27 protein-coding genes and 1 riboswitch are annotated in these 26,425 nt (G+C 37.7%); of the genes, 17 read left to right on the forward strand and 10 right to left on the reverse strand.

The features are described 5' to 3' along the window. Window position 1: 1 nt before the first annotated feature. On the reverse strand, window positions 2-1,831 hold the full coding sequence (locus RM541_RS10000; protein WP_311500026.1) for a TonB-dependent receptor plug domain-containing protein: 1,830 nt from the start codon (window positions 1,829-1,831) through the stop codon (window positions 2-4). A gap of 31 nt (window positions 1,832-1,862) precedes the next feature. Next, window positions 1,863-2,155, reverse strand: a riboswitch (cobalamin riboswitch). 62 nt (window positions 2,156-2,217) lie between these two features. On the opposite strand from RM541_RS10000, the gene RM541_RS10005 reads away from it, so the two are divergent. The 9 genes from RM541_RS10005 to RM541_RS10045 all read left to right on the forward strand — a co-directional run bounded on the left by RM541_RS10005 (window position 2,218) and on the right by RM541_RS10045 (window position 9,659). After that, window positions 2,218-3,381: an ABC transporter substrate-binding protein gene (locus tag RM541_RS10005; RefSeq protein WP_432264672.1), complete on the forward strand. Its 1,164-nt coding sequence runs from the start codon at window positions 2,218-2,220 to the stop codon at window positions 3,379-3,381. Window positions 3,382-3,402: 21 nt separating this feature from the next. Then, entirely contained in the window at window positions 3,403-4,434 is a 1,032-nt protein-coding gene (locus RM541_RS10010; protein WP_432264673.1) for an iron chelate uptake ABC transporter family permease subunit, read from the forward strand. Beyond that, on the forward strand, window positions 4,431-5,225 hold the full coding sequence (locus RM541_RS10015; protein WP_311500029.1) for an ABC transporter ATP-binding protein: 795 nt from the start codon (window positions 4,431-4,433) through the stop codon (window positions 5,223-5,225). The genes RM541_RS10010 and RM541_RS10015 overlap by 4 nt, the downstream gene beginning before the upstream one ends. A 72-nt stretch (window positions 5,226-5,297) precedes the next feature. Continuing rightward, the gene (locus tag RM541_RS10020) at window positions 5,298-6,728 is read left to right on the forward strand and encodes a DNA recombination protein RmuC (protein WP_311500030.1); all 1,431 of its coding nucleotides are present in this window, start codon (window positions 5,298-5,300) and stop codon (window positions 6,726-6,728) included. A gap of 23 nt (window positions 6,729-6,751) precedes the next feature. Next, window positions 6,752-7,120 (forward strand): 6-phosphogluconate dehydrogenase, encoded by a 369-nt coding sequence (locus RM541_RS10025; protein WP_311500031.1) that lies wholly within the window; start codon window positions 6,752-6,754, stop codon window positions 7,118-7,120. A 2-nt stretch (window positions 7,121-7,122) separates the two neighbouring features. Continuing rightward, window positions 7,123-7,662: an acyl-CoA thioesterase gene (locus tag RM541_RS10030; protein WP_432264595.1), complete on the forward strand. Its 540-nt coding sequence runs from the start codon at window positions 7,123-7,125 to the stop codon at window positions 7,660-7,662. A gap of 1 nt (window position 7,663) precedes the next feature. Beyond that, the gene (locus RM541_RS10035) at window positions 7,664-8,641 is read left to right on the forward strand and encodes a bile acid:sodium symporter family protein (protein ID WP_311500032.1); all 978 of its coding nucleotides are present in this window, start codon (window positions 7,664-7,666) and stop codon (window positions 8,639-8,641) included. Window positions 8,642-8,935: 294 nt separating this feature from the next. Then, window positions 8,936-9,364: a nucleotidyltransferase family protein gene (locus tag RM541_RS10040; RefSeq protein ID WP_311500033.1), complete on the forward strand. Its 429-nt coding sequence runs from the start codon at window positions 8,936-8,938 to the stop codon at window positions 9,362-9,364. Further along, complete coding sequence (locus tag RM541_RS10045) at window positions 9,333-9,659, forward strand: HepT-like ribonuclease domain-containing protein (protein ID WP_311500034.1); 327 nt, start codon at window positions 9,333-9,335, stop codon at window positions 9,657-9,659. Before RM541_RS10040 ends, RM541_RS10045 begins: the two co-directional genes overlap by 32 nt. Before the next feature lie 242 nt (window positions 9,660-9,901). On the opposite strand, the gene RM541_RS10050 is transcribed toward RM541_RS10045, so the two are convergent. The 4 genes from RM541_RS10050 to rpmH form a co-directional block, all read right to left on the reverse strand. Then, a complete protein-coding gene (locus RM541_RS10050) occupies window positions 9,902-10,045 on the reverse strand; it encodes a hypothetical protein (RefSeq protein WP_311500035.1) in 144 nt (47 codons plus the stop codon). Between the two features lie 36 nt (window positions 10,046-10,081). After that, window positions 10,082-10,480, reverse strand: coding sequence for a DUF423 domain-containing protein (locus RM541_RS10055; RefSeq protein ID WP_311500036.1), 399 nt, complete (start codon window positions 10,478-10,480; stop codon window positions 10,082-10,084). Between the two features lie 212 nt (window positions 10,481-10,692). Further along, window positions 10,693-13,545 (reverse strand): carbamoyl-phosphate synthase large subunit, encoded by a 2,853-nt coding sequence (gene carB / locus RM541_RS10060; RefSeq protein ID WP_311500037.1) that lies wholly within the window; start codon window positions 13,543-13,545, stop codon window positions 10,693-10,695. Window positions 13,546-13,644: 99 nt separating this feature from the next. Further along, entirely contained in the window at window positions 13,645-13,803 is a 159-nt protein-coding gene (gene rpmH / locus RM541_RS10065) for a 50S ribosomal protein L34 (protein WP_311485512.1), read from the reverse strand. A gap of 153 nt (window positions 13,804-13,956) precedes the next feature. Here rpmH and RM541_RS10070 point away from each other — a divergent pair, with 153 nt between their 5' ends. Then, entirely contained in the window at window positions 13,957-14,472 is a 516-nt protein-coding gene (locus tag RM541_RS10070) for a tetratricopeptide repeat protein (RefSeq protein WP_311496377.1), read from the forward strand. A gap of 134 nt (window positions 14,473-14,606) precedes the next feature. Next, window positions 14,607-15,302 carry a TlpA family protein disulfide reductase gene (locus RM541_RS10075; protein ID WP_311500038.1) on the forward strand — a complete coding sequence of 232 codons (696 nt, stop codon included), beginning with the start codon at window positions 14,607-14,609 and terminating at the stop codon, window positions 15,300-15,302. A 9-nt stretch (window positions 15,303-15,311) separates the two neighbouring features. On the opposite strand, the gene RM541_RS10080 is transcribed toward RM541_RS10075, so the two are convergent. Next, window positions 15,312-16,286, reverse strand: a complete 975-nt coding sequence (locus RM541_RS10080; protein ID WP_311500039.1) for a lytic transglycosylase domain-containing protein — start codon at window positions 16,284-16,286, stop codon at window positions 15,312-15,314. Beyond that, window positions 16,283-16,990 carry an alpha/beta fold hydrolase gene (locus RM541_RS10085; protein WP_311500040.1) on the reverse strand — a complete coding sequence of 236 codons (708 nt, stop codon included), beginning with the start codon at window positions 16,988-16,990 and terminating at the stop codon, window positions 16,283-16,285. The genes RM541_RS10080 and RM541_RS10085 overlap by 4 nt, the downstream gene beginning before the upstream one ends. Window positions 16,991-17,408: 418 nt before the next feature. Here RM541_RS10085 and RM541_RS10090 point away from each other — a divergent pair, with 418 nt between their 5' ends. Beyond that, window positions 17,409-17,711, forward strand: a complete 303-nt coding sequence (locus RM541_RS10090) for a GNAT family N-acetyltransferase (RefSeq protein ID WP_311500041.1) — start codon at window positions 17,409-17,411, stop codon at window positions 17,709-17,711. Here RM541_RS10090 and mtaB read toward each other — a convergent pair. Beyond that, the gene (mtaB, locus tag RM541_RS10095) at window positions 17,708-19,045 is read right to left on the reverse strand and encodes a tRNA (N(6)-L-threonylcarbamoyladenosine(37)-C(2))-methylthiotransferase MtaB (RefSeq protein WP_311500042.1); all 1,338 of its coding nucleotides are present in this window, start codon (window positions 19,043-19,045) and stop codon (window positions 17,708-17,710) included. The two genes, RM541_RS10090 and mtaB, sit on opposite strands and share 4 nt — an antisense overlap. Window positions 19,046-19,243: 198 nt before the next feature. Between mtaB and RM541_RS10100 the strand changes: the two genes are divergently transcribed. Beyond that, entirely contained in the window at window positions 19,244-19,510 is a 267-nt protein-coding gene (locus RM541_RS10100) for a hypothetical protein (RefSeq protein ID WP_311500043.1), read from the forward strand. Window positions 19,511-19,587: 77 nt separating this feature from the next. On the opposite strand, the gene RM541_RS10105 is transcribed toward RM541_RS10100, so the two are convergent. Together RM541_RS10105 and RM541_RS10110 are read right to left on the reverse strand one after the other, a co-directional pair. Further along, window positions 19,588-20,760: a GlmU family protein gene (locus tag RM541_RS10105; protein ID WP_311500044.1), complete on the reverse strand. Its 1,173-nt coding sequence runs from the start codon at window positions 20,758-20,760 to the stop codon at window positions 19,588-19,590. Window positions 20,761-20,908: 148 nt separating this feature from the next. Next, the gene (locus RM541_RS10110) at window positions 20,909-21,160 is read right to left on the reverse strand and encodes a type B 50S ribosomal protein L31 (RefSeq protein WP_311495393.1); all 252 of its coding nucleotides are present in this window, start codon (window positions 21,158-21,160) and stop codon (window positions 20,909-20,911) included. Between the two features lie 149 nt (window positions 21,161-21,309). Here RM541_RS10110 and RM541_RS10115 point away from each other — a divergent pair, with 149 nt between their 5' ends. From RM541_RS10115 to RM541_RS10130, 4 genes are read left to right on the forward strand one after another with little or no spacing between them, the layout of a single operon-like run. Continuing rightward, complete coding sequence (locus RM541_RS10115) at window positions 21,310-21,840, forward strand: DUF4199 domain-containing protein (protein WP_311500045.1); 531 nt, start codon at window positions 21,310-21,312, stop codon at window positions 21,838-21,840. A 3-nt stretch (window positions 21,841-21,843) separates the two neighbouring features. Beyond that, window positions 21,844-22,803 carry a glycosyltransferase family 2 protein gene (locus RM541_RS10120; RefSeq protein WP_311500046.1) on the forward strand — a complete coding sequence of 320 codons (960 nt, stop codon included), beginning with the start codon at window positions 21,844-21,846 and terminating at the stop codon, window positions 22,801-22,803. Window positions 22,804-22,852: 49 nt separating this feature from the next. After that, window positions 22,853-24,583: a phospho-sugar mutase gene (locus tag RM541_RS10125; RefSeq protein ID WP_311500047.1), complete on the forward strand. Its 1,731-nt coding sequence runs from the start codon at window positions 22,853-22,855 to the stop codon at window positions 24,581-24,583. A 12-nt stretch (window positions 24,584-24,595) separates the two neighbouring features. Further along, on the forward strand, window positions 24,596-26,425 hold the full coding sequence (locus RM541_RS10130) for an ABC transporter ATP-binding protein (protein WP_311500048.1): 1,830 nt from the start codon (window positions 24,596-24,598) through the stop codon (window positions 26,423-26,425).

The following is a 26,425-nucleotide window of genomic DNA, read 5'->3' on the forward strand; positions in this document are numbered from 1 at the left end:
ATTAAAATTTAATGGTTAGTGAACTATTAATTGAACGCCCCGGCATTGGCCTGGACGGTAAACTTTGATATTCTTTATTGTAAATGTTGCGCACTTCCAGCCCCACATTTACAAAATCTTTTTTACCAAAACTGTAGCCAATTCCGGCGTTGGAGACAGTATAACCTTCCAGCTCATAATTGTTATCTGAAGAGGTATAAATACTACCGTTGTACAAAAACTGATAGAAAAAGGAGAACTTTTTCACGGAATATCCCAAGGAGCCGGTGGCCTTATGATTGGGAGTATAAATAAGCTCCCTGTCCTTTATTTCATCATTAGTTTTGGTGTAACTGTAATTTACATTCAGAATAAAATCATGATTTTTATAACTCTTTTTATATTTTCCACGGAATTCAAGTCCGTAATTTTTAACACTTTCCGTATTTTCAGGTCGCCATAACCCGCGGTCATCTGGTATCCATCGCAGTAAATTTTCAATTTTCATGAGGTAGGCGACCACTCCAAATTCAAAATTGCTGAAATGAAATTTTTGCCCCAGCTCCCCCTGAAAAGAATTTTCGGGATCCAGATCTAGGTTTCCTCCACTGCTCCAAAAGAGATCATTGTAAGTGGGAATCCTGAAATTTCTTGAAAAATTGAAAGCGAGGTCGTAAAACGGAGTGACAGAATAGCCTGTGCTAAGTGAATATAAAAACGGAGATTCATAGGTGTCGGTAATTTCCTTCCTGGCGCTCAATTCATAAAAGAATCTTTCGAAATCGTGGTTAAACAGAATTGCAAAGGCTGCGATATTTCTCACATTTTCTCCCACGTCAGATCCTTTTCCATCGGTATTCCTGTAATCAGCGATCCCATGAAGAGTCATGTCGGGATTCAATTCAAAAGTCAGGTCATACTTTGCGATATAAGTCTGCGCATGCCCAAAGGTAAAATTGTCACGATTGCGGTTTTCAAAATATTTGTAATTCTCATCCAGAAAAGCCAATTTTAACGAAGAAGTAAAAGCATTGTAAAAGCCTTTCCATTCCAGCAGATTTTTACTGTTTACATCTTCATACTTACTCCTGGAAGGTGCAGTTAAAGTGCCGGAAAAAGCCCGCTCCCCATGATAATAATCTGTGTAAAACCGTAGTATATTTTTCTCATTTAACCAATGCGCAATTCCGGCACTCACACTAAGATTGTAAAAATCACCATTTTCGTTTCTTTTTTCTGTACCCAGGTACTTGTAATCATTTTCAGATTGAATTCCTGAAAAATTACCATAAACGCTGGTTTTTTCAGAAGAAAATTCAGAGGAATAGTTAATAAGATGAGTCTCAAAACTGCCAATTTCAACACCTAATCTGTTTCTAAATTTGCCATCAAATGAAAAACGGTTATTCAAATGGACGCTACCGCCAATGGCACCGCTACCGTAAAGCACACTTCCACCCCCGGCACGCACTGCAATGTTATCATAAGCTGAAGTATTGACGGTATTGAAGTCGGTTTGACCGTTAAACAGGGAATTTATGTTTATTCCGTTCCAAACAACTGCAGTTTGAGACGCAGTAGTACCTCTAAAGGAAGGGGAGGAAACCATTCCGTTACCATTTTCCTTGAAATAGATTGGAGTGTTAAATTTAAGCAGTGAATTAAGAGAGGGTTCATTTTTAGCAATTATCGAGTCGCTTAACACCGAGACAACCTGTGCACGCGAATTTTTATAAAGCTTCACGTCACTAATTAAAACCTCATCCAATTGGGTAATGGAATCTCTTTGAGCATGCGCCGATAAAGCACCCCACAAAACAAGAAATAAAATTAAGAATTTATAGTTTTTCATCTGCCTCTGACTCTTATCCCGAAAGTCTCGAATTAATAGTTGAATTTTGGCAGGTCTCCTGGCTTGCGTCTTGTTGTTTACCTTCCCATTCCAACAAGGAACAGTGGTATTTTAGAAGTGATAACAACAAGCATCCCATATTGGGATTTAGCTTACAGTTGCGGGAACAGCTCAGGCTTACTTAAAGTTTGAGGTAAGAAGTGGAAAGTACGAAGTATTAAACCTTTACTTCTACCTTCTAATTTCCTATTTCTAACTTCACCTGATTCCCTTTTAATCGATGCTGAAAAACAACAGCATCAAACCAAAAAATTTCAGTGCGAAAATAAACATTTAGATTTGTTGACCGCATAAATTTTTAATAATCTTACTTTTGAAAATCTAAAATGTTTCCTTTGAAAAAAATACACTTCCTCTTAGTTCTCTTTATTTTCGCCGCTTGTAAAAATTCTGAAGAGCAGTCAGAAAAAAGGCAAATATCAGAAGGAAAGCAAGTTGAAATTTTTCATGCCACCGGTTTTGAGATCGAAAGGTTTGAAGATTACTCGATAATTGAGGTAAAAAGTCCCTGGCCAAATGCTGAAAAAAGTTTTAGATATCTATTAGCTGAAGAAGATGCAACTATTCCTGAAGGGGTAGAATACGATCAAAAAGTTGAAATTCCGGTAGAAAAAGTAGTGGTTACTTCTACTACCCACATTCCTGCTCTCGAAGCTCTGCAGGAAGAAAAAACCCTGAAAGGTTTTCCCGGGCTGGATTTTATTTCTTCAGTAAGAATGCGGGAACTTATAAACGAAGAAAAAGTAAAGGAGCTGGGTAATAATGAAAATATTAATACCGAAATTCTAATAGATCTCGAACCAGATGTGGTAATAGGTTTTAGTATAGATGCGAACAACAAAACTTTTGAAACGATTCAAAAAACCGGAATTCCGGTAGTTTACAATGGTGACTGGACAGAAGAAACTCCGTTAGGTAAAGCTGAATGGATCAAATTCTTCGGAGCATTTTACAATAAAAATGAAGAAGCAAATATCATTTTTGAACAGATTTCCGCAGCTTACTCCGAAGCTAAAGAACTCGCACAAACTGCAAAAGAACAACCAAAAGTTATTGCCGGTTCCATGTACAAAGATCAGTGGTATATGCCCTACGGAAATTCCTGGCAGGCAAAATTTATTGAAGATGCCAATGCAGCATACGCCTATACAGAAACCGAAGGAAATGGTAGTATGGGGTTATCCTTTGAAAGTGTCCTGGCAAAACATCAGGACGCCGATTTTTGGGTTAGTGCAGGGCAATTTACCTCTTACGAACAGCTTTTTTCGGCTTCAGAACATTATCGGCAGTTTAAGGCGGTACAGGATAAGAACGTGTACAGCGTAAGTTTGGTTAAAGGAGAAACCGGCGGAGTTGTCTATTTTGAACTTGGCCCACAGCGTCCCGATCTTGTTTTAAAAGACCTGATTTCTATTTTTCATCCAGATTTGTTACCTGAATACGAACGTACATTTTATAAAGCTTTGGCAGACTCAGGTTTGCAGCAATAGACAAAATCTTAAGAAATTCAATTGAATAATTCTGGCAAATACCTCTTTTCAATTATTCTCCTTTTTTTGGGAGTACTCTTGCTAGTTCTGTTAAATATTGGTCTTGGATCTGTGAATATTCCGCTGGAAGATATTTTCGCAGCTCTTTTTAACGGTGAAGTTTCGCGCGAAACCTACAGGTATATTGTACTGGAATATCGCCTGCCAAAAGCTATTACAGCCGTAATAACCGGCTCCGGCTTAGCAATTAGCGGCCTACTTATGCAAACCCTCTTTAGAAATCCGCTCGCCGGGCCTTATGTACTCGGTCTTAGCAGTGGTGCAAGCCTGGGCGTTGCTGTAGTAATAATGGGAGCTTCTTTGTTTGGAGGAACTTTTGCTGCTCTTTTTCTCTCAAAATGGAGCTTGGTAATTGCTTCCAGTCTTGGAAGCCTTTTGGTCCTAATGGCGGTAATGTTAGCATCAATACGCCTTCGGGATACAATGGCAATCTTAATTATAGGATTAATGTTCGCAAGTCTGACAGCGGCTGTGGTAAGCGTACTTTCCTATTTTACCCCGGCGGCACAGTTGCAGCAATACATCTTCTGGTCATTCGGGAGTCTGGGTAACCTTTCCTGGGATGAAGTCTCTATTTTGGCAATTTTCTGGCTCGCGGGAATCCTGATCGCAATTTCATGTATAAAAAACCTGAATACGCTGCTCCTGGGAGAACAATATGCGAGAACTTTGGGAATGAGTATTCAGAAAAACAGGCTGAAAATAATCCTGGCTACCAGTTTGCTCGCAGGAAGTATCACAGCCTTCGCCGGTCCTATCGCTTTTGTGGGGCTCGCTGTACCACATTTAATTCGCCAGATCATGCCAATAAATAACCACAATATCCTGGTGCCGGCGGTCATCCTGGGGGGTGCTGCTCTAATGTTAATCTGTGATATTGCTGCACAAATGCCCGGAAATGAATTTACTTTACCCATTAATGCAATCACTTCCTTAATTGGAGCACCTGTGGTGATTTGGTTGCTGGTAAGAAAAAGAAAATTCCTGTTTTGAAAGAAAAGAACTCTCATAGCATTCTAAGAACTGAAGCTCTAAGCATTGGTTATAAAAAGAAAGATCAGGAAAACGTAATAGCTTCAAATATTAATATTGAAGTAAATGAAGGGGAACTAGTGGCGGTTATTGGAATTAACGGAGTGGGAAAATCAACACTGCTACGGACGTTAAGCGGAATTCAGCAGCCACTTTCAGGAAGAGTGCTTGTAAATAATACCGAAATTGCTAAAATTGAAGCCCTCGCTATGGCCTCACTAATCAGTCTGGTTTTTACAGAACAGCCTGTGTCAAAGAACCTGAGCGTTTTTGAGCTGGTAGCGTTGGGAAGGCAGCCATACACTAACTGGATTGGGCGGTTAAGCAAAAACGATCTCAGGCAAATTGTAAAGGCGCTAAAGGTGGTGAATATAGAAGCAATCCAGGAGAAAAAATGCTATGAATTAAGTGACGGACAAATGCAAAAAGTTCTGATAGCCCGTGCTATCGCTCAAAATACGCCGCTGGTTATCCTGGATGAACCTACCACCCATCTCGATCTCTACCACAAAGCTTATGTTCTAAAATTGTTGAAGGATCTTACCCGGAAAACAAAAAAAGCCATTGTATTTGCTTCTCACGAGATCAATCTTGCAATCCAGCTTTGCGATAAAATTATTTTAATGCAGAAGGAACATATTCACATGGGAACTCCGCAGGAATTATTGGAAACAGGAGCTTTTTCTAATGTTTTCCCTGAAGATCTTATAATTTTTGATCAAGCCTCAGCTTCATTTAAGATCAAAACCTAAAGAATTTAAGTCAGCCGAAATTATCCTGATAAAGACATTTAATTATCTTTGGAAAGAAATAGTTTTCCCTCGATGAACGAATATTTTCTATTCTCTATAATATTTTTGGTTGCTTTAGTACTGGGGATTTTCCTTGGAAACCTGATTTCGCGGCTTAAAAGCAGAACAGAAAAGATCCTTATTCAGGAAAAGATAGATCAACTTTTACTGAGGGTGGAAGATGCTAAAAGTCAGATACAGAATAATCTTGATGATCATAAGAATGAGTTGTCTGAGACAAAAGCTTTACACCTGAAGCAGATAGAAAAACTTGAAAATGAGCGGGAAGAAATACGTAGAGAGAAAGATTTTTTAAGCACAGAGCTTACCCGCCGGAATTCAGAATTTGAAAACCTTCAGCAACGAAATACAGAACAGAAAGCCGAAGTAGAACAACTTCAGGAGAAGTTTCAGAAGGAATTTGAAAATCTGGCAAATAAAATTCTGGACCAAAAATCTGAAAAATTTACCAGCCTCAACAAAGAGAATATTCAAAATATATTAAGTCCGCTTCAGGAAAAAATTAAAAATTTTGAAGAAAAAGTAAACCAAAACAACACTGATTTTATTTCCAGGCATGCCGAATTGGGGAAACAACTCAAGGACCTGAACGAGCAAAATCTGAAAATAAGCGAGGAAGCCAATAACCTCACCAAAGCCTTAAAAGGCGAAAGTAAAACGCAGGGTAACTGGGGAGAATTGATCCTGGAACGCGTTCTGGAAAAATCGGGACTTCAAAGAGACCGGGAATATTTTATTCAGAAGGCTTATGAGGATGAAAACGGCAATAAAGTACTTCCCGATGTGGTAATTCATTTACCGAATGATAAGAGAATGATCATCGATTCAAAAGTGTCTTTATCGGCTTATGAAAAATATGTAAATGAGGAAAATGAAATTTCCAAAGCCCGGCATTTAAAAGATCATCTTAAGTCACTGCAAAACCATATTTTACAGTTAAGTTCTAAAAAATATGAGGATTTGCATGGAAGCGACTCTCCGGATTTTGTACTAATGTTTGTTCCTGTAGAACCTGCATTATACCTTGCACAGGAGTGCGATAATGGCTTTTTTTACACTGCCTTTCAAAAGAACATTTTACTGGTAAGCCCAACCACGTTGCTTTCTACGCTCAGAACCATCGACACCATCTGGAGTAATGAAAAACAGCAGCAAAATGCTGTTGAAATTGCTAATCATGCTGCTTCTTTGTACCATAAATTTAAAATCCTGATTGATGAACTGGAAGTAGTAGGAAACCGAATAAAATCTACATCCTCTGCTTACGACTCAGCCATGAAAAAGCTTACGGGGCAACAGAATTTAATAAAAGACATTGACAAACTGGAAAGCCTGGGCATATCTCCCAAGCAAAAAATTTCGTCGAAATGGCTTGATGAAGCAAGTTTTGATCGCGATGAAGAGCAGGATGATATAACAGCCTTAAACCAGATAAAAAATTGAAGGCTACATAAAGCAATCTAGACATGAAAAAAACACTCTTTCTAATATTAGGAACTATCCTCGCTTTATTTATTGCGTATTTTGCGTTCGTCTATTTTGTGCCTTACAGCGAAGGGACGCGGAGTGGTGAACTTATTAAATTCAGTAAAAAAGGGGTAATTTCAAAAACCTGGGAAGGTGAAATTAGCCAGGGAATAAGTGGTGCCCAGATTTTTCAATTTTCAGTATTGGACAACAATCCGGAGGTCATTGAGCAGTTACAGGAAAATGAAGGAAATTATGTGCGGGTATCTTATATAGAACGCTATGCCACTTTTTTCTTTTGGGGTGATACAAATTATTATATAACCGAAGTGAGAGAAGCAGAATCTCCACATTTTAGAGATCGATAACTATGACATTTAAAGAAATTAAAGAATCGGAAGTGATTATGACAGAACTTATGCTTCCCTCCCATTCCAACTTTAACGGTAAAATTCACGGTGGTTACGTACTCTCCCTCCTGGACCAGATTGCCTTTGCCTGCGCCTCCAAACACTCAAGGGCTTATTGCGTTACTGCCAGTGTGGACACCGTGGATTTCCTAAGACCGATCGAGATTGGAGAACTTGTCACGATGAAAGCCTCCGTAAATTATGTAGGGAGAAGTTCTATGGTTATAGGAATTCGTGTGGAAGCCGAAAATATCCAGTCCGGCGAAATTAAACATTGTAATTCCTCAACTTTTACGATGGTTGCAAAAGACAGCGATGGAAAATCTTTACCCGTTCCCGGATTAATCCTTAAAACCGATAATGATATACGGCGGTTTGCCAAAAGTCTTAAACGAATTGCCATGAAGAGAAACCGAAAGCAGGAATTTCATGACACAGATTTTATTTCTGAAGAGTACCTTCATATCCAGGAGCTGGAAAACGTGAAAATCGAAAGGTAATTTGAAGTTTAATGGATTTATAGCTGCCATTTTTCTAGCCATTATCGTGGCTTATTTTATTCCGCAAGGCAATGAAATCCTTCCCTTAAAGACAATTACCGATATTGGAATAGGTTTTATATTCTTCTTTTACGGGCTTAAACTTTCACCGGCAGAATTTAAACTTGGGCTGCTAAATTACAAATCCCATATTGTCATCCAGCTTACAACTTTCGTAGTTTTTCCATTATTGGCGCTGCTATTTCTTCCGTTGTTCAAAGAAGGAATAAATTCAGAAATATGGATTGCGATTTTTTTCTTTGCTACCCTACCCTCTACCGTTTCCTCATCTGTGGTGATGGTGGCCATTGCAAAAGGAAATTTGCCAACAGCTATTTTTAACGCGAGTCTCTCTGGGTTAATTGGCATTTTTGCCACTCCACTATGGTTGGGGATTTTCCTCCAGAAAGCCACCAATTTTGAATTTATGGATGTGCTTGTAAAGCTGTGTCTACAAATTATCCTGCCTTTAATTTTAGGTCTGTTTTTTCAGAAGTTTATCGGCGATTTTGCCAGGAAACATGGCAAAAAACTGGGATTCATTGATAAAACCACCATTATCCTGATTATTTATTCCAGTTTCAGCAACTCATTTACTTCTAACATTTTTACTGCTGTTAGCCCACTGGATCTCTTGAAATTATTCGGAATTGTGGTGCTGCTTTTCTTTACTATTTACTTTGGACTTAGCCTGCTGTGCAATGTACTGGGTTTTGATCTCAAAGATAAAATTGCTACTCAATTCTGCGGAACAAAAAAATCGCTCGTACACGGTTCTGTTATGGTGAAAGTCATCTTCGGAAGTGCTGCGAGTACCGGTCTTCTACTTTTACCAATAATGCTTTACCATTCCCTGCAGTTACTTGCTATTGCCTATTTCGCTGAAAATTACCAAAAGAAAGTAATTGCTACTGAAGATGAAATAGTTCATAATCGGTAGGTAGTCTGTAGTTGGTAGGTCTTTGCTCTTTAGTTTTAAAGAGTAGTGCTGAAAATGGCTATTATCGACCTGTAGTTTCACCACGAATTCACTAATTTTCACTAAATGCTTCCGCAGAACTTCTTTCAGTGATTCTCCTGATTCCTGTATCTTACTTCTTGGTTCAATTTTAAAATGAATGCTCCAAAATGGCAATAATCGACCTCTGGAAATAAAAAGTTATAAATACGAGGTACGAAGTAGCGATCTTTTTCTCGCATTCTTTTCTCTCTCCTCTTTGAAGCAGTGTTGAAAATGGCAATTATCAATCGACAGCAATTTCAGCGGCTAATGTCCGTTCCAAAAGTGAATAGTTTTAATCAAGAAGAAAATGATTATATTAGTTTTATGAAAATCCAGGATAGTATACATGCTAAAATGATTGACTTCACCTCGTTATGCAAATTATATAATGTGAAAAATCTGTATGCTTTTGGTTCTGCTACAACAGATCAATTTGATGAAAATTCAAGTGATATAGATTTGTTGATCGAAATTGAAGAAAATGATCCTTTAGAAAGAGGAGAAAAACTCCTGGCTATCTGGGAGAAACTGGAAGATTTTTTTCAGCTCAAAGTTGATTTATTAACTCTATCTTCTCTTAAAAATCCCATATTAAAAAAAAATATTGAGGCTACTAAAATTTTGATCTATGACGGAAAAAGGCAAAAAGTATGTCTCTGATGCATTAAGAGCTACTGATTTGATCGAAGATTTTATAGCCGATACTCCTGATTTTGACTTTTATCAAGAAGATCTAAAAACACAAAGTGCCGTCGAAAGACAGTTGGCAATAATTGGCGAAGCTCTAAATAAACTAAAACAAGTGCAACCGGATATTGCGGTTCAAAACGGAAAACAGATTATTGCATTTAGAAACCGATTGATTCACGCTTATGATAGTATTGATAATGCTATAGTTTGGGTTATTTTAAAAAAGCATTTACCAGAACTTAAAAGAGAGATTGCGTTTCTCTAATTCAGCAACCTGGAGAAAGCTTTAAAACTTTTAATGCTTAAACTCAAACTTTGCTTAGATTATTAGATAACTTCTTGAAGTCAACCTTAAAATTGGCAATTATAGACCTTTTGAGATACAAAGTTCGATTTAAAAAGAACAAAATCTTTTCTCTTTAAATTAGTGCTGAAAATGGCTATTATCGACCTGTAGTTTCACCACGAATTCACTAATTTTCACTAAATGCTTCCGCAGAACTTCTTTCAGTGATTCTCCTGATTCCTGTCTCTTACTTCCTGGTTCAATTTTAAAATGAATGCTCCAAAATGGCAATTATCCTCATGTAGTTTCACCACAAATTCACGGATAATTTCTAATACCACAGAAAGGAACTTTTTACTATTCACTACTCACCATTTACTTCTAACTACTCATTACAAAAACTAATTATCTAGGTACAAAGCAATTTCTGCACTATTAATGGTAAACAGAATCCAACCGATGATGAGTAAAAGTCCGCCGAAGGGAGTGACAGGTCCTAAAAACTTCAATTTTCGACCTGCAGCATCGCTGAGAACGAGTCCGTAGATGCTGAAGGAGAAGAGTAAAATTCCGATAATGAAACACCAGGCCATTATTTGTTGAGACAGTTCGAGAAAAGGAAAAATCACGCCGGAAATGATCAAAATAATCGCATGATACATCTGATATTTTACTCCGGTTTCAAAACTTTTTAGCTGATCGTTATTCAGTTTTTTCTTTAAAGCGTGTGCTCCAAAAGCACCAAAAACGACAGCTAAAGTACCATAAGTACCACCGATAAATAAAACCAGTTCTTTCATGGTTTAAAAGTAAACAATTTGGTAGTTTTCTTTGTAAGCATCTTCACTGAAAAAATGTTTTGCGTTAGGGATTGCAGCGGTTACCCTGCAACCACGCGAGAGCGTGGTGAAGCGTAAAAGCGGAAAGCCCGACCCGACTTTAGGAGGGTAACGCCCAAAAGAAAAGGCTGCCTAAAATATTAGGCAGCCTTAATAAAAAAAATTCTATAACTTTATTTCGTTAAATACATTTTACGTCTTGAATACAACTCGTAAAAAGCATCGTCTTTCAAACTGTCAATAAACAGGATGCTTTCGCCGGTACTTTTCATCTCCGGTCCAAGTTGCTTGTTCACTTTATGGAACTTATTGAAGGAGAAAACCGGTTGCTTGATGGCGTAACCCTCAAGCTTAGGATTAAAGTTAAAATCTTTTACTTTTTTCTCTCCAAGCATCACTTTAGTGGCGTAATTCACATACGGCTCACCATAAGATTTTGCAATAAAGGGCACCGTTCTGGACGCTCTTGGATTAGCTTCGATAATATAAACCTGATCGTCTTTAATCGCAAACTGAATATTTATGAGGCCCACGGTGTTAAGCGCAAGTGCAATCTTCTTGGTATGATCTTTAATTTGCTGCATTACTAGATCCCCAAGGTTGAACGGAGGAAGCAGCGCATTGGAATCCCCGGAATGAATTCCGCAAGGTTCTATATGCTCCATAATCCCGATAATGTAGACATCCTCTCCATCGCAAATGGCATCTGCCTCGGCCTCTATTGCACCGTCCAGGTAGTGATCCAGCAAAAGTTTGTTATTCGGAATCTTCTGAAGTAAATCTACAACGACTTCTTCAAGTTCCTGCTTGTTGATCACGATTTTCATTCCCTGACCACCAAGTACGTAAGACGGCCTTACCAAAATTGGGAAATCCAGCTCATCTGCAAGAGCAAGTGCTTCATCTGCATTCTCGGCAGTTCCAAAATCCGGATAAGGAATGTCGTTCTCCTGTAATAACCTGGAAAAACTACCTCTGTCTTCTGCCAGATCCAGTGCCTTAAAGCTGGTTCCCATGATCTTTATGCCATAGCGATCCAGTTTTTCAGCAAGTTTAAGAGCAGTTTGACCACCAAGTTGCACGATTACGCCTTCAGGCTTTTCATGACGGATGATGTCGTAAATATGTTCCCAAAATACAGGTTCAAAATAAAGTTTATCTGCAATATCAAAATCTGTAGAAACCGTCTCAGGATTACAGTTAATCATGATGGTTTCGTAACCGCACTCTGCCGCGGCAAGTACACCATGGACACAGCTGTAATCAAATTCTATCCCCTGGCCTATCCTGTTTGGACCTGAACCAAGAACCACAATTTTCTTTCTATCGGTGGAAAAACTGTCGTTGGCAACATATTTCTTACCATCAGGAGTTTCGATATCAGCTTCAAAAGTGGAATAGTAGTATGGAGTTGCAGCTTCAAATTCGGCAGCACAAGTATCAACCAGCTTATAAACTCGGTTAATTCCCAGTTCTTCACGTTTACTATGAACTTCACTTTCAAGACAATTTAGCATATAAGCAATCTGCCTGTCGGCAAAACCTTTTTGCTTAGCATCAAGGATAAGATCCCTTGGAAGTGTATCCAGAGTATATTTTGAAATTTCTACTTCCAGAGCATATAATTCTTCATATTGCTTGAGGAACCACATATCTATCTTAGTAATCTCATGGATCCTGCTAAGCGGAATTCCCGCCTGGATAGCATCGTAAATCACAAAAACACGATCCCAACTTGGGTGAGTGAGTTTATCTATAATTTCGTCGTACTTGGTGTAGCTTCTGCCATCGGCGCCAAGTCCGTTTCTCTTTATTTCAAGCGATTGGGTGGCCTTGTGCAGGGCTTCCTGGAAAGAACGGCCAATAGCCATTACTTCTCCAACAGATTTCATCTGAAGACCAAGAGTGCGGTCACTACCTTCGAATTTATCGAAATTCCATCGCGGTATTTTAACAATTACATAGTCTACTGAAGGTTCAAATAACGCTGAAGTAGATTGTGTAATTTGGTTTTCCAGTTCGTTTAAGTTATAGCCAATGGCAAGCTTGGTAGCAATCTTGGCTATTGGATATCCCGTAGCCTTAGAAGCAAGCGCAGAAGATCTGGAAACCCTTGGGTTAATTTCTATCGCAACTATGTCTTCTTTTTCATCTGGACTTACTGCAAATTGCACATTACAACCTCCTGCGAAATCACCAATGCTCCGCATCATATGGATAGCCAGATCACGCATGCGCTGGTAAGCTACATCGCTTAAAGTCATTGCCGGAGCTACGGTAATGGAATCTCCGGTATGGATTCCCATAGGATCCATATTTTCTATAGCACAGATAATAACAACGTTATCGTTTTTATCCCTTAGCAATTCCAGCTCGTATTCTTTCCACCCCAACAAAGCTTTATCGATTAAAACTTCGTGAATTGGAGAAGCTTCCAGACCGTAGGTAAGCATTTCATCAAAATCTTCGGCTCTGTGCACAAAAGAAGCCCCACTACCTCCAAGAGTAAAAGAGGCACGTATTACCAGTGGAAAGCCAAATTCCTGTGCAACTTCTTTCCCTTGCAGAAAAGAGGTAACCGTCTTAGCCGGGGCTACAGGAACACCTATTCTTCCCATTAACTGCTTGAACTTCTCGCGGTCTTCAGTAATATTTATTGCATCGATGTCCACACCTATTAACTTGATCCCAAAATCTTCCCAGATTCCCTTTTCGTCAGCCTCAATACAAAGATTTAGAGCAGTTTGCCCTCCCATTGTAGGTAAAACTGCATCTATATTAGGATGCTTTTTAAGGATCTCAATAATAGATTTTGTAGTTAAAGGTTTAAGATAAACATGATCGGCCACAGAAGGATCGGTCATAATTGTTGCCGGATTGGAGTTAATAAGGACTGTTTCAATCCCTTCATCACGTAAAGAACGTAGTGATTGTGTCCCGGCATAATCGAATTCGCAGGCCTGGCCTATTACAATAGGACCTGAGCCTATTATCAAAATACATTTAAGATTTTTATTCTTTGGCATTTAACTAAGGTTTTGGATATAAAAATAAGAAGCTATTGGGTATAAAAAAAGGCGTTACTTAAAAAGTAACACCTTTATTATTTAATATCAAAAAATTCATTAGTGTTTGTGTCGGTTCTCAGAAGATACAGATAATTTTTTTCTGCCTTTAGCCCTTCTTCTGGCAAGGACCTTTCTACCGTTTACACTTGCCATACGCTCTCTAAAGCCATGCTTGTTTTTTCTTCTTCTCTTAGATGGTTGAAACGTTCTTTTCATTTTTGAATATCTTTAATCTTCTGTGAAATCTTTTTTAAAGCAGTCCTTAAAACTGCGTGCAAATATACAAAGCTTTTTAAGTCTTACAAATACAAAATTAAAATAATTTCGAATTGTTTTTATTACCTTTGCCGCCTGTAAAAACACGGGAACATGTTCAATAAAAATATAAAACTAGTCTTAGCGGGAATTATAATTGTTCTCGCCTTCTGGCAATTTTTCGAAGGTAATATAGGAAACGGAATTATGCTTATCCTGCTCTCAGGAATTTTTGTATTCCTTTACTTTAAGAACGAAATGATCCTGCTGGCTTTTCTAAGATTAAGAAAACAGGATTTTGAAGGCGCAAAAAAATGGCTGGATAAAATTAAAAACCCTGAAAGTGCTTTAACTCAAAAACAGCAGGGATACTACTGGTATCTGCACGGACTAATGGTTTCCCAAACCAATATTACCCAAGCTGAGAAGTACTTCAAAAAAGCTATCCGCCTCGGACTTTCCATGTCACAGGACCTTGCAATGGCGAAACTAAACCTGGCCGGGATAGCCATGACCAAAAGAAGAAAAAGAGAAGCTACTAACCTTCTTGCTGAAGCTAAAAAACTTGATACTCACGGTATGTTGAAAGATCAGATAAAAATGATGAAGCAGCAAATGAAGAAAATTTAACTTATTTGTAGATCCCTTTCATATTTCTTAAATAATCAAGTCTCTTGACTAATAAATAGACCCTTGATCGAGAATGTTTCCTTCCACCCTTTCCTTTAAGTACCTTTGTTTTCAGTGAATCTGAAACAAAGTGCATGAGGAAATTTCTACTTATTCTTCTCTTATTAACTGGCCTCAAAAGCCACCCTCAGTCAGAAAATAACGATAAGGTTTATTTTTCTGAAGCACTCTCCATGCATTTACCGAAATATGAACAAAAGGCTAAAGTTGCCTACCGGTTTGATGATTATAATCGGGGTCGCTTTTTATTCGATTCACTCGTAAGAAACTGTCTTAAGAATTCTTACATGGACAATTTTCGTTTCTATACATTAAGAAAAAAGCCCATACAATTATATGATTTTAAAAAACCAGTTTATCTTATCACCTATGCCTCCTGGTGTATACGAGGCAAAGGCGAAATCCCTGCAATAAATAAACTCGCCTCAAAATATAAAGATCAGATAGACTTTGTTATTCTCTTTTGGGATAAGCCTGAAATGGTTAAAGGTCTGGCCAAAGAATTTGATAAAAATATAAACGTTGTTTATGTAGACGAAAGAAAAAACTCTGATCCTTTTGTAATTAAAAACCTCAAACACTCACTAGGATTGCCTACCTGCTTCCTGATTTCTGAAAGCAAAAAGATTAAAGATATTAGAAGAAGCATTTATCTACCTTATAATGCCACTGCAGAAGAATCCTTTGATCTTAACTACGAATTTATAGAAGAAGGAATTTCCAGTCACCTGATCAACAATCAAAATCAGGAGGTTGCCGAAATCTTTTAAAGAATACTTCTAATTTATAGCCGGATAATTTCCTTCTTCAGGAATATCGATTTCATATTTCTTTCTTGAAGCATTATTTAGATGAGCTTCGCGCAGCCATGGATTATGAATTTTCAGTATCTTATAATTGATTCCGAATTTTTTGGCAAAGTCGGGAAAATCGTGAACAACGGTATCTACTTCTACTTTTCTGGTTGGAATGTGCTGGTACAGATCATCATCTTCGAATTGAAAACCGTATTTCGCAGGGTCACTCATAATCTCCTTTAGCGCTAATATACGGAAAACGTATCGTCCGGTTTCTTCCCCTAAAAGAAGATCGTAATAATCTGTAACTTTCTGGCGTTCCAATTGTCTTGAAATCCCGCGGTTCCCGGCATTATAGGCAGCTGCCGCCAATGTCCATGTTCCCAGGTTTTCTTTCGCATTTTTAAGATATTCCGCAGCAACCCGTGTAGACATTTCGATGTGATATCTTTCGTCTACATTGTCGTTTATTTCCAGTCCGTAGTCTTTTCCGGTTCCCGACATTATTTGCCAGAAACCTGTTGCACGTGCAGGAGAAACAGCCTGAGTGAGACCACTTTCTATTACTGCAATATATTTGAGGTCATCGGGAACACCTTCCTCCTTGAGAATCGGTTCGATTACAGGAAAGTATTTTTCGGCCCGTTTCATTAACAATAATGCATTGGATTGCCAGTAAGTATTCACAAGCAATTCCCTATCCAGGCGCTCATATACATCAGGATCTTCCAACGGCACACTCTCACCGGCAAAATCCAGATCTTCAGGAACAGAAAGTGCTTTTATTGCATAAGTTTTTGCGACACTCCTTTCTTTACCGGCGTCATCGTTGTTATTTCTCTGCTCACTATTTTTAGAAATTTCAGTAGATTCTGGAGCATTCTGCACAGCATTAATACTCACTGCACAAACACATAAAACACCTATTATTATTAATCCGTTCTTTATATACTTCATAATCTTTCTTCTATTTTTTCTTTAATATTTATTTTTCCCGTTAGAATAATTTCCGGCAGAAACCTGTTAAACCACCTGAAGCGATTTATTATCATAATATGTGTTCCTCCTTTTACTTTTATACAATCACCAATGTGCTCAATGGGGAAAATTATATCCTTGTCACCGTGGATATGCACAACTTTTTCGTCAGCCTTCTCGCATTCCCACAAAACCATATTTTTTATAGCCCAGTTAAGGTAAGTCTTATTATTTACAGATAAATACTGCCGATACAGCCTTGCCCTCTTCTTTGCAAAATCTCCAATTGCTATCTTCTCAAAATGATCAACATAGTCCATTAAACCAGTAGGTATTAGCCGGTAGATACCTGTTTTGGCGGCAAAGCGCATTCTGTTAGGCAATTCGTCACGGCACTTTACACTGGATATTATTATAAGCCGCTGTACGTCCAGATATTTACTCATTTCCTGAACAACAACCCCGCCAAACGAGACTCCTATCAGGACTGGATTATCATGTTTTATGAACTTATTCATCCTAAGGGCATAATCCTTCAGGCTTTCTTTACGATCTGGGATAAGCCATTCCAGGTGATGAACTTTAAAAGTATCTTCCGGAAGTTTAATATGCTCAAAAATAGCGGAATTTGCTGCCATTCCCGGCATCAAGTAAACATGTAAAATCTCTTCCCTTCTGCTCATTCCTTACTTCCTCAAAAAGATATTTTAAATCAAAATCTTTTAATTCGAACGATAAATTTACTGTTATTTTATTGTGTTTCATAAGGAGAAATAAAAAAGAATAATTCAAATTTCTACTTCTAGCATAATAATGTTTTTTTAGAAAGTTCTACTTCTGAAGGTGGTATAAAAATTAATTCCGCATAATACTCCAACTCAATAATAAAACCGGCACTTTAGAACGAATTTTATTATAAAAGGCTTATTTTTGTACAACTCTTTGATATTCTGTAAAATCATCTATACTTTGATGATATCTGAATTGGTATACAATTTGAAGTATTAGAAGCTTAAAAGGAGCAGGCTATTCTTTATTTGCCATAAAAATATCTTAAGCTGCTCTTCCTTTTAGAGTCTCTAAAATTAAAACAACTGCACTATGAGTAATGAAGATTTAATAATTACAGATAACGAATTTCTAAGACAATACGAAACTACTGTCAACGAGGAACTTGCAACTATTGAATATTCCAGGCAGGAACGAAAAGTCTTCCTTACCAAATTACACATGTCTGAAAGTGTCCGGGAGCAGGGCTATATGGAAAAATTTATAGAAGCTGTTCTGGAAGAAATTCAGGAAAGTAATACCAGAGTAATGCCCACAAGTCCTGAAATTGCTAAGTACATGCGTAAAAACCGAAGGAAATACAAAGATTTACTTCCGGTAGGTATAAATATTTAAATTGCTACAGCTTCGGACTCATGGAGAAACTCTAATCTTACCAGTCCGTCGTTATCAATTTTCTGAAGTTTTATCTCGTGTAATGTATTTACAAGGGCTGGATCCCACGGTGTTTTAACTTTAACATAGTTTTCCGTAAATCCCTGGATAAATCCTTTTTTGTTCTCACCCTCAAATAAAACTGTTGCCGTATTTCCTATCTGATTTTCATAAAAAGCACGACGCTTTTTAACGGAAAGTCCTCTTAGTATTTTACTGCGTTTTTTGCGTACTTTTACCGGAACAGCGTCAGCCATTTCTGCAGCGGGAGTATTATCTCTTTCCGAATAAGTAAAAACGTGCAAGTAGGAAATATCCAGTTCGTTTAAAAAATTATACGTCTCCAGGAAATGTTCGTTTGTTTCCCCTGGAAAGCCAACAATAATATCCACGCCAATACAGGCATGTGGCATTACATTTTTAATCTGCTCTACCCTGTTTACATACAGTTCCCGCATATATCTGCGGCGCATTGCTTTTAAAATCGAATTGCTACCGCTTTGCAGGGGAATATGAAAATGTGGAACAAAAGTTTGACTTGCCGCCACAAAATCTATAGTCTCGTTTTTCAGGAGGTTTGGTTCTATGGAAGATATTCTCAATCGCTCAATCCCTTCCACCTCATCAAGTGATTTCACAAGGTCCAGGAATGTATGTTTATGCTTTTTATTTCCAAATTCTCCTTTCCCATAGTCCCCAATATTTACTCCAGTCAGGACAATTTCTTTTATTCCTTTTGCTGAAATTTCTGCAGCATTTTGCAGGACATTTTCCAACTTATCGCTTCTGGAAATTCCACGCGCAAGCGGAATCGTACAGTAAGTGCATTTATAATCACAGCCATCCTGAACTTTAAGAAAAGCCCTTGTACGATCCCCGAAAGAATAAGAACCTACATAGAAATCTGCATCCTCAATTTCACAGGAGTGAATTTCTCCCATGTCATTTTTTGAAAGATCGTTGAGATAATCTGTAATTTTAAATTTTTCGGTAGCACCCAAAACAAGATCAACACCATCTACAGCAGCCAGTTCTTCAGGTTTTAGTTGCGCATAACAGCCAACGGCAATCACAAAAGCATTTTCATTCACCCTCTGAGCCTGCTTAACAATGGTTTTAAATCTTTTATCTGCGTTGTCGGTTACAGAACAGGTATTGATAACATAAATATCTGCTTTTTCTTCAAATTCCACCTTTTTAAAGCCTTCATCTTTAAAAGAACGCGCTATTGTAGAAGTTTCTGAAAAATTGAGCTTACAGCCCAGGGTATAAAATGCTACTTTTTTATTGTTCATAAAATAACCGGTTAATCAGGAAATAAAAACCTGTTTTTCAAGGGCTGCAAATATACCGAATTTTACCTACTACTCAAAAATCAGGAATTACAAAGCCATGACCTTTTTTAAGAGGAAGCCGAAAATTGGCAATTTTCGACCTATACTATGAAAATGGACTAAAGCAAAAATTTTGTATATTGAATTAAAACTTACAACATGGGATTTGGCGGCAGTAGCAGCGGGGCAAACGTAATAATGAAAAACAACCGCAGAAGCAGAAAGTCTAAGACTGAGAAATTTCAGAAAACCACAGGTTCTAAAATAGGAGGAATAGAGTTTGATCAAAAAATTTCTGAAGCTGATCTTGAAAAGATCAGAAATGGTTTAAAAACAAGCAACAGGAAGCGACAATTAAAGATTTCGGCAGCAATGGTAGCTTCCCTTCTCCTTTTCGGATTTATTTTCTTTTACTTCATGTTTTAACTTCAAACTTCCATAAACAACAGAATAACATCGCTACGTTTTCACATTAGCACATTTCCAAATCAGCACATATTAAGCTAATCTCTTCTCCATTTTTTAGTTTCCTCGAAAACATGCTCCAGGATTGCTTTATCCTCTTCAGTGAACTCCACATCTCTCCTTTTCATTACTATTTCTGCAACTTCAAAAGCTTTCTGAGTTTTATAGGTAGTTGTACCTGCACTTCCTCCCCAGCTAAAACTCGGAATAAAGTTCCGCGGAAATCCAGCCCCAAATATGTTAGCACTCACTCCCACTACTGTTCCTGTATTAAACATGGTGTTAATTCCGCATTTACTGTGGTCACCCATCATTAATCCGCAAAATTGTAAACCTGTAGGAGCAAACTTCTCGTTATCATAATCCCAAAGGCGGACTTCAGCATAATTATTTTTAAGGTTGGATGTATTAGTGTCTGCACCCAGATTACACCACTCCCCAAGCACAGAATTTCCTAAAAATCCGTCGTGTCCTTTATTAGAATTCTGCATAAGCACAGCGTTACTAATTTCTCCTCCTGCTTTGCAATTTGGACCAATGGTTGTCCCACCATATATTTTTGCTCCCATTTTAATAGTAGCATTTTCACAAATCGCAAGAGGCCCCCGAAGTAAACTGCCCTCCATTACCTGTACATCTTTACCTATATAGATTGGTCCCGAAGAAGCATTTAACGCGCAAAATTCTACTGAAGCTCCTTCTTCAATAAAAATATTTTCTGAATTCGCAACATGATTGGAAGCAGCTATAGGTGCAGAAGTTCTATCCTGGGTAAGCAATTCGAAATCTTCATTTATAGCTTGAGCATTTTTTGAAAAAATGTCCCAGGTATTTGCTATAAACAATGCTTCACCAGAAAGCTCCTGACGATCGTATTCATCAAAATTGACATCCTGATCTTCAGTTACATGAAAAACCACAACTTCTTCATTGTAAAATACAGCCTGATTTGCCTGAAGGTTTTTTACCTGCTCCAATAATTCTGAAGTAGGTAAAAAAGCAGCATTTATCATGATGTTTTCTTCCATTTCTACCAGCGGCCACTTTTCGGCTAAATAATCTTCAGTAACTGTAGTGGTGGTACTTTCCAGAACCATTTCCCACTTTTCACGAATGGTGAGGATGCCTATTCTTATATCTGCCACAGGCCTGGTAAAAGTAAATGGCAATAATTGATTTCTATAAGAACCGTCGAATAAAATATAATTCATACTGAAAAAAGTTTAGGGTAAATCAAATTTAAGTGTAATGCTTAAAATGGCAATTATCGGCAATAAATAAAATTTTTGATTAAAGGTAATAAACAAAAAAAAGGCTGCCTAAAAAGACAGCCTTGTATAGCTTAGAAAATTCAGGAAATTATTTCTTGAATTTTGAATATTTGTTTTTGAATTTATCAATTCTACCCGCACTATCAACTAGTTTAGATTTACCAGTATAGTAAGGATGAGAAGTTCTTGAAATTTCTAACTTCACCAAAGGATATTCAGTTCCGTCAACTTCAATTGTTTCTTTTGTATTTGCTGTAGATTTTGTAAGAAAAACGTCTTCGTTAGACATGTCTTTAAATGCTACTAATCTATAATTTTCCGGATGGATTCCCTGCTTCATCGCTTTATTCTTTTAATTTTCGAGGTGCAAATTTAAGTAATTTGATTATAAATACAAGCATTCAAGTAAAACTTTTTAAAAAATATCTGTGTGTAACGTTTTACTATATTTGCTTACTAATGCAGCACAATCTCTAATCATTCAAAATTATGAAAAAATCTGTACAAGCTGTTATTTTGCCTTATGGTCTATACCTTGGTTTGGCATCTATCCTTATTTCAGTATTGATTTACGCACTAAATCTGGAACTGTTCACAAAATGGTATGTTACTGTTATTGGGTTTACTGTGGTGCTGGTACTGGGAATTATGGCGGTAAAAAAAGCTAAAAGCCTGGATCCAGATCCTTTTTTCTCTTTTAAAAGTGCCTTTTCTGCCTTCTTTCTTCCGGTTATACTTGGCTCTTTTATTTCTACAATTTTTACAGCTATTCTTTTTAATGTTATTGATCCTGAAGCGGCAGCTTATGTTCACGAAATGACCCTTGAAGCGAGCAGGGATATGATGGAGCGTTTTGGCGCACCACCTTCACAAATAGATGAAGCGCTTGCCGCCCAGGCAGATGCTAATCCTTTTTCTTTCCAAAATATTTTTATGGGCTTCGCTTTTACCATAGTTTTATACGCGATACTATCGTTGTTGGTTGCCTTAATTTTTAGAGAAAAAGATCCCAGAGCATAATTTATGCAAATATCTATCGTCATACCTCTTCTAAATGAAGAGCAGTCTATAATCGAATTATATAATTGGATCGCACAGGTGCTGCGGTCCAATTCTTTTTCTTATGAAATTATTTTTATAGACGATGGTAGTACAGATAATTCCTGGGAAGCAATAGCATCACTTTCTAAAGAGGATGACAGGGTTAAAGGAATTAAGTTTAACCGCAATTATGGAAAATCACAGGCGCTGCATGCCGGTTTTCTTAAAGCACAGGGTGAGGTAGTGATTACCATGGATGCCGATCTTCAGGATAATCCAGAAGAGATACCTGAGCTGTACAGAATGGTAAAAGAAGAAAATTACGACCTTGTTTCCGGATGGAAAAAGAAGCGTTACGATAATGTGCTTTCCAAAAACCTTCCTTCAAAACTATTTAATGCAGCAGCCAGAAAAACCTCTGGCGTTAAGCTTCATGACTTTAACTGCGGATTAAAAGCTTATAAGAAGGCGGTAATTAAGAACATCGATGTTTATGGCGAAATGCACCGTTACATTCCGGTTCTTGCAAAAAATTCTGGATTTATAAAGATTACAGAAAAAGAAGTACAGCACCAGGCAAGAAAGTACGGAAATACAAAATTTGGAGTAGAACGTTTTATTAATGGTTTTCTGGATCTAATAAGCATTTGGTTCCTGTCCAAGTTTGGCAGGCGCCCCATGCACCTTTTTGGCGCACTGGGAGTTCTCATGTTTATCGTTGGCTTTATTTCTGCCGGGTGGATCGGTATTTCCAAGCTCTACAAATTGTACCACGGCCTTCCCAATGTTCTTGTCACTTCAAATCCGTGGTTTTACATTGCGCTCACAGTGATGGTAATTGGGACTCAGCTTTTTTTGGCCGGGTTCCTGGGGGAGCTTATCTTAAGGTCTAAAAGAGAGAAAGAACGCTATTTAATTAACAAAACCACAGCAAATTTTTAGATTATTTCCGGAATAGAATCCCTATTTTTGTTAAAGAAAAATTTAAGACATGTCACAGATAAAACCTGAAATACGCTCCAGAGCTGAAGCCTGGCTTACCGATGTTTTTGATAAGGAAACTAAAAATGAAATCCAAAACCTTATGGAAAACAACCCAAAGGAACTGGAAGAAAGTTTTTACAAAAACCTCGAATTTGGTACAGGCGGTATGCGAGGTATTATGGGTGTTGGGACAAACAGAATTAATAAGTATACCCTCGGAAAAAACACGCAAGGTCTTGCAGATTTCCTGAAAAAAGAATTTCCCGGGGAACAACCAAAGGCTGCCATTGCTTACGACTGTCGGAATAATAGTAAAGAACTTGCAAAAGTAGTCGCAGATGTTTTCTCTGCTAACGGAGTGAAAGTTTATCTATTTTCAGATCTAAGACCTACTCCTGAACTTTCTTTTGCGGTAAAGGAATTGAATTGTCACTGCGGAATCGTTTTAACCGCAAGTCACAATCCACCAGAATATAATGGTTACAAAGTATACTGGCAGGACGGCGGGCAATTGGTGCCGCCTCAGGACAAGCAAGTAGTGGATCTTATTAACAGCCTGGAATACAGTGAAGTTAATTTTGACTCCAAGCAGGAACTGATTCAAGAAATAGATACTGAAATTGATAAAGCTTTTTCTGAAGCATCTGTCAAAAATGGCAGTTTTGAGACTTCAGCTTCAGCAAAAGACAATCTGGAAATTATATTTACTTCTTTACACGGAACTTCTATTACACTTGTTCCCAATGTTTTTGAAAAAGCGGGTTTTACTAAGGTAAATATCGTTCAGGAACAAAAAGAACCAGATGGTAATTTCCCTACAGTGAAATCCCCTAACCCCGAAGAGCCTGAAGCTCTCAAAATGGCACTGGACCTTGCGAAAGAGAAAAACGCAGATATTGTTATTGGTACAGATCCCGATTGTGATAGACTTGGAATTGCGGTTCCCGATCTTAATGGAGAAATGCTCCTGTTAAACGGTAATCAAACCATGCTGGTGATGACATGGTTCCTATTAGAGCAATGGAAAAAGGAAAATAAATTAAAGAGTAACGAATTTGTTGCCTCTACGATAGTTTCCACTCCTATGCTTAAAAATGTGGTGGAATCTTACAACGTGGAATATCATGAAGTTCTTACCGGATTCAAATGGATCGCGAAATTAATAAAAGATCATCCTGAACTCGACTTTATAGGAGGTGGGGAAGAAAGTTTTGGGTACATGGTAGGTGACTTTGTGAGGGATAAAGATGCTGTTACCGCTACTCTTCTTGCTTGCGAAATTGCCGCAAAAATGAAAGAAGAAGGTAGTTCCTTTTATAAGAAATTACTTGAACTTTATACGGAATATGGCCTTTACCGCGAAGAATTAATTTCTTTAGTAAAAAAAGGAATTGAAGGCGAGCAGGAAATCAAACAGATGTTAATCGATCTTCGTGAGAATCCATGGCAGGAAATAGATGGGGAAAAGGTAGTATTAATAGAAGATTATCAATCTTCCATTACGCGTAACCTTCAGGACCATACTGAAGAGAAAGTCGATATTCCAAAATCAAATGTTCTTATCTATTATACTGAGAGCGGAACAAAAATCGCAGCAAGACCTAGCGGTACAGAACCTAAGATTAAATTCTACATTAGTGTAAATGCTGATCTCGACAGCATTGAAAATCATAACAAAGTAAATAAGGAATTAGCCGAAAAGGTCTTCAGAATAAAGAAGGAACTTCAAATAGGCTAGCCTACCCTACATATGAGTCATTTTAAAAAGATACTTCAGTTCGCAAAACCTTACAAACGTTTTGCGATACTGAATATCATTTCCAATGTATTTTATGCAATTTTCAGCACACTTTCTTTTCTGGCATTTATTCCTATGCTTCAGGTGCTTTTCCAGGAAGAAGAGCCGGTTTTAACAAAGCCAGTCTGGAACGGCAGTTTTGAGGGTTTAAAAGATTTTGGAGGAGATTACGCCAATTACTTTTTAAATCAGAGAGTTGAAGAGCACGGACAGATTTCTGCACTTATAACTATTTGTATTGCTGTAATAGTTTTATTCCTGCTGAAAAACTTTTTTAACTACCTGGCAATGTACTTTATCGCCAACCTTAGGAACGGTATGCTGCGGGATATACGGAATAAGATTTACTATAAAATTATAGAACTACCTATTTCTTTTTTCTCAGAAAAAAGAAAAGGCGACCTGATTTCACGTATTACCAGTGACGTACAGGAAATCCAGTCTTCTTTTTTAAGCATGCTGGAAATGTTTATTAAAGAGCCGCTAACACTTTTGTTTACACTGGCAGCTATGATTGCCATAAGTCCAAAATTAACCCTATTTGTTTTCATATTTCTTCCCATTTCTGGACTTTTAATTTCTTCTATAGGTAAAAAGCTTAAAGCAAAGTCCACAAGTGCGCAACAGGAAAATGCAAATTTTCTGTCCATGGTAGAAGAAACACTTTCCAGTTTGAAGATCATCAAAGGTTTTAATGCAGAAGATAGATTTAGAAAAAAGTTCACCAACAGCACGAGCAGATTAAACCAAATTTTAAACTCTTTACTACATAGGCAGGATCTGGCTTCTCCATTGAGCGAATTTTTAGGAGTGGTTGTAATTACGGTTATTCTGTGGTTTGGTGGTAACATGGTGTTAATAGAAGGATCTATGGATGCTTCCACATTCATTGGTTTTATTGTGCTCACTTATAATATTCTTACTCCTGCCAAAGCAATTTCGAAAGCTACCTATAGCATCCAAAAAGGTAACGCCAGTGCAGAACGGATTCTCGAAATTATGGAGACGGAAAGCAATCTTAAAGATAAAACTGATGCTGTAAGAAAAACTTCCTTTGATTCTGATATTCACATTAAAAATGTTTCTTTTCAATATGAAAAGGAAAAGGTCCTGAAGAATTTTTCACTGGATGTAAAACTGGGGGAAACCGTTGCTTTGGTAGGACAATCTGGAAGTGGTAAATCTACAATCGCAAATCTCATTACCCGTTTCTATGATGTAAATGAAGGTGCTATTTTTATAGATGGAGAAGACATACGTGACATTTCCAAAGGTTCCTTAAGATCTTTAATGGGACTTGTAACACAAGATTCCATTTTGTTTAATGACACCATTAAAAATAATATTGCACTTGGAAAAGAAAACGCCACAGAAGAGGAAATTATTGATGCACTTAAAGTGGCCAATGCCTGGGAATTTGTAAAAGATCTACCTCTTCAGCTCGAAACCAACATTGGCGATAGCGGAAATAAACTTAGCGGGGGCCAGAAACAACGATTATCCATAGCTCGCGCAGTACTCAAAAATCCGCCTATAATGATTCTGGATGAGGCTACTTCTGCCCTGGATACTGAAAGTGAAAAACTCGTACAAAAGGCGCTGGAGAACATGATGAAAAACCGCACCTCCATTGTTATTGCACATCGTCTTTCCACGATTCAAAATGCAGATAAAATTGTGGTAATGCAAAAAGGACAAATTGTAGAGCAGGGCCGGCATGAAGATCTTCTTACAAAAGGCGGCAACTACCAAAAGCTGGTAGAAATGCAATCCTTCGATTAG

Origin of the sequence: Autumnicola psychrophila (assembly GCF_031846645.1) — a bacterium.
Classification (GTDB): Bacteria; Bacteroidota; Bacteroidia; order Flavobacteriales; family Flavobacteriaceae; genus Autumnicola; species Autumnicola psychrophila.

What these genes read in the sequence shown, in the direction of transcription:
- RM541_RS10000 (WP_311500026.1), bottom strand. Translation starts at nt 1,831, where the DNA reads ATGAAAAACTATAAATTCTTAATTTTATTTCTTGTTTTGTGGGGTGCT.
- RM541_RS10005 (WP_432264672.1), top strand. Translation starts at nt 2,218, where the DNA reads ATGTTTCCTTTGAAAAAAATACACTTCCTCTTAGTTCTCTTTATTTTC.
- RM541_RS10020 (WP_311500030.1), top strand. Translation starts at nt 5,298, where the DNA reads ATGAACGAATATTTTCTATTCTCTATAATATTTTTGGTTGCTTTAGTA.
- RM541_RS10025 (WP_311500031.1), top strand. Translation starts at nt 6,752, where the DNA reads ATGAAAAAAACACTCTTTCTAATATTAGGAACTATCCTCGCTTTATTT.
- RM541_RS10030 (WP_432264595.1), top strand. Translation starts at nt 7,123, where the DNA reads ATGACATTTAAAGAAATTAAAGAATCGGAAGTGATTATGACAGAACTT.
- RM541_RS10040 (WP_311500033.1), top strand. Translation starts at nt 8,936, where the DNA reads ATGGCAATTATCAATCGACAGCAATTTCAGCGGCTAATGTCCGTTCCA.
- RM541_RS10045 (WP_311500034.1), top strand. Translation starts at nt 9,333, where the DNA reads ATGACGGAAAAAGGCAAAAAGTATGTCTCTGATGCATTAAGAGCTACT.
- RM541_RS10055 (WP_311500036.1), bottom strand. Translation starts at nt 10,480, where the DNA reads ATGAAAGAACTGGTTTTATTTATCGGTGGTACTTATGGTACTTTAGCT.
- carB (WP_311500037.1), bottom strand. Translation starts at nt 13,545, where the DNA reads ATGCCAAAGAATAAAAATCTTAAATGTATTTTGATAATAGGCTCAGGT.
- rpmH (WP_311485512.1), bottom strand. Translation starts at nt 13,803, where the DNA reads ATGAAAAGAACGTTTCAACCATCTAAGAGAAGAAGAAAAAACAAGCAT.
- RM541_RS10070 (WP_311496377.1), top strand. Translation starts at nt 13,957, where the DNA reads ATGTTCAATAAAAATATAAAACTAGTCTTAGCGGGAATTATAATTGTT.
- RM541_RS10075 (WP_311500038.1), top strand. Translation starts at nt 14,607, where the DNA reads ATGAGGAAATTTCTACTTATTCTTCTCTTATTAACTGGCCTCAAAAGC.
- RM541_RS10080 (WP_311500039.1), bottom strand. Translation starts at nt 16,286, where the DNA reads ATGAAGTATATAAAGAACGGATTAATAATAATAGGTGTTTTATGTGTT.
- RM541_RS10085 (WP_311500040.1), bottom strand. Translation starts at nt 16,990, where the DNA reads ATGAGCAGAAGGGAAGAGATTTTACATGTTTACTTGATGCCGGGAATG.
- RM541_RS10090 (WP_311500041.1), top strand. Translation starts at nt 17,409, where the DNA reads ATGAGTAATGAAGATTTAATAATTACAGATAACGAATTTCTAAGACAA.
- mtaB (WP_311500042.1), bottom strand. Translation starts at nt 19,045, where the DNA reads ATGAACAATAAAAAAGTAGCATTTTATACCCTGGGCTGTAAGCTCAAT.
- RM541_RS10100 (WP_311500043.1), top strand. Translation starts at nt 19,244, where the DNA reads ATGGGATTTGGCGGCAGTAGCAGCGGGGCAAACGTAATAATGAAAAAC.
- RM541_RS10105 (WP_311500044.1), bottom strand. Translation starts at nt 20,760, where the DNA reads ATGAATTATATTTTATTCGACGGTTCTTATAGAAATCAATTATTGCCA.
- RM541_RS10110 (WP_311495393.1), bottom strand. Translation starts at nt 21,160, where the DNA reads ATGAAGCAGGGAATCCATCCGGAAAATTATAGATTAGTAGCATTTAAA.
- RM541_RS10115 (WP_311500045.1), top strand. Translation starts at nt 21,310, where the DNA reads ATGAAAAAATCTGTACAAGCTGTTATTTTGCCTTATGGTCTATACCTT.
- RM541_RS10120 (WP_311500046.1), top strand. Translation starts at nt 21,844, where the DNA reads ATGCAAATATCTATCGTCATACCTCTTCTAAATGAAGAGCAGTCTATA.
- RM541_RS10125 (WP_311500047.1), top strand. Translation starts at nt 22,853, where the DNA reads ATGTCACAGATAAAACCTGAAATACGCTCCAGAGCTGAAGCCTGGCTT.
- RM541_RS10130 (WP_311500048.1), top strand. Translation starts at nt 24,596, where the DNA reads ATGAGTCATTTTAAAAAGATACTTCAGTTCGCAAAACCTTACAAACGT.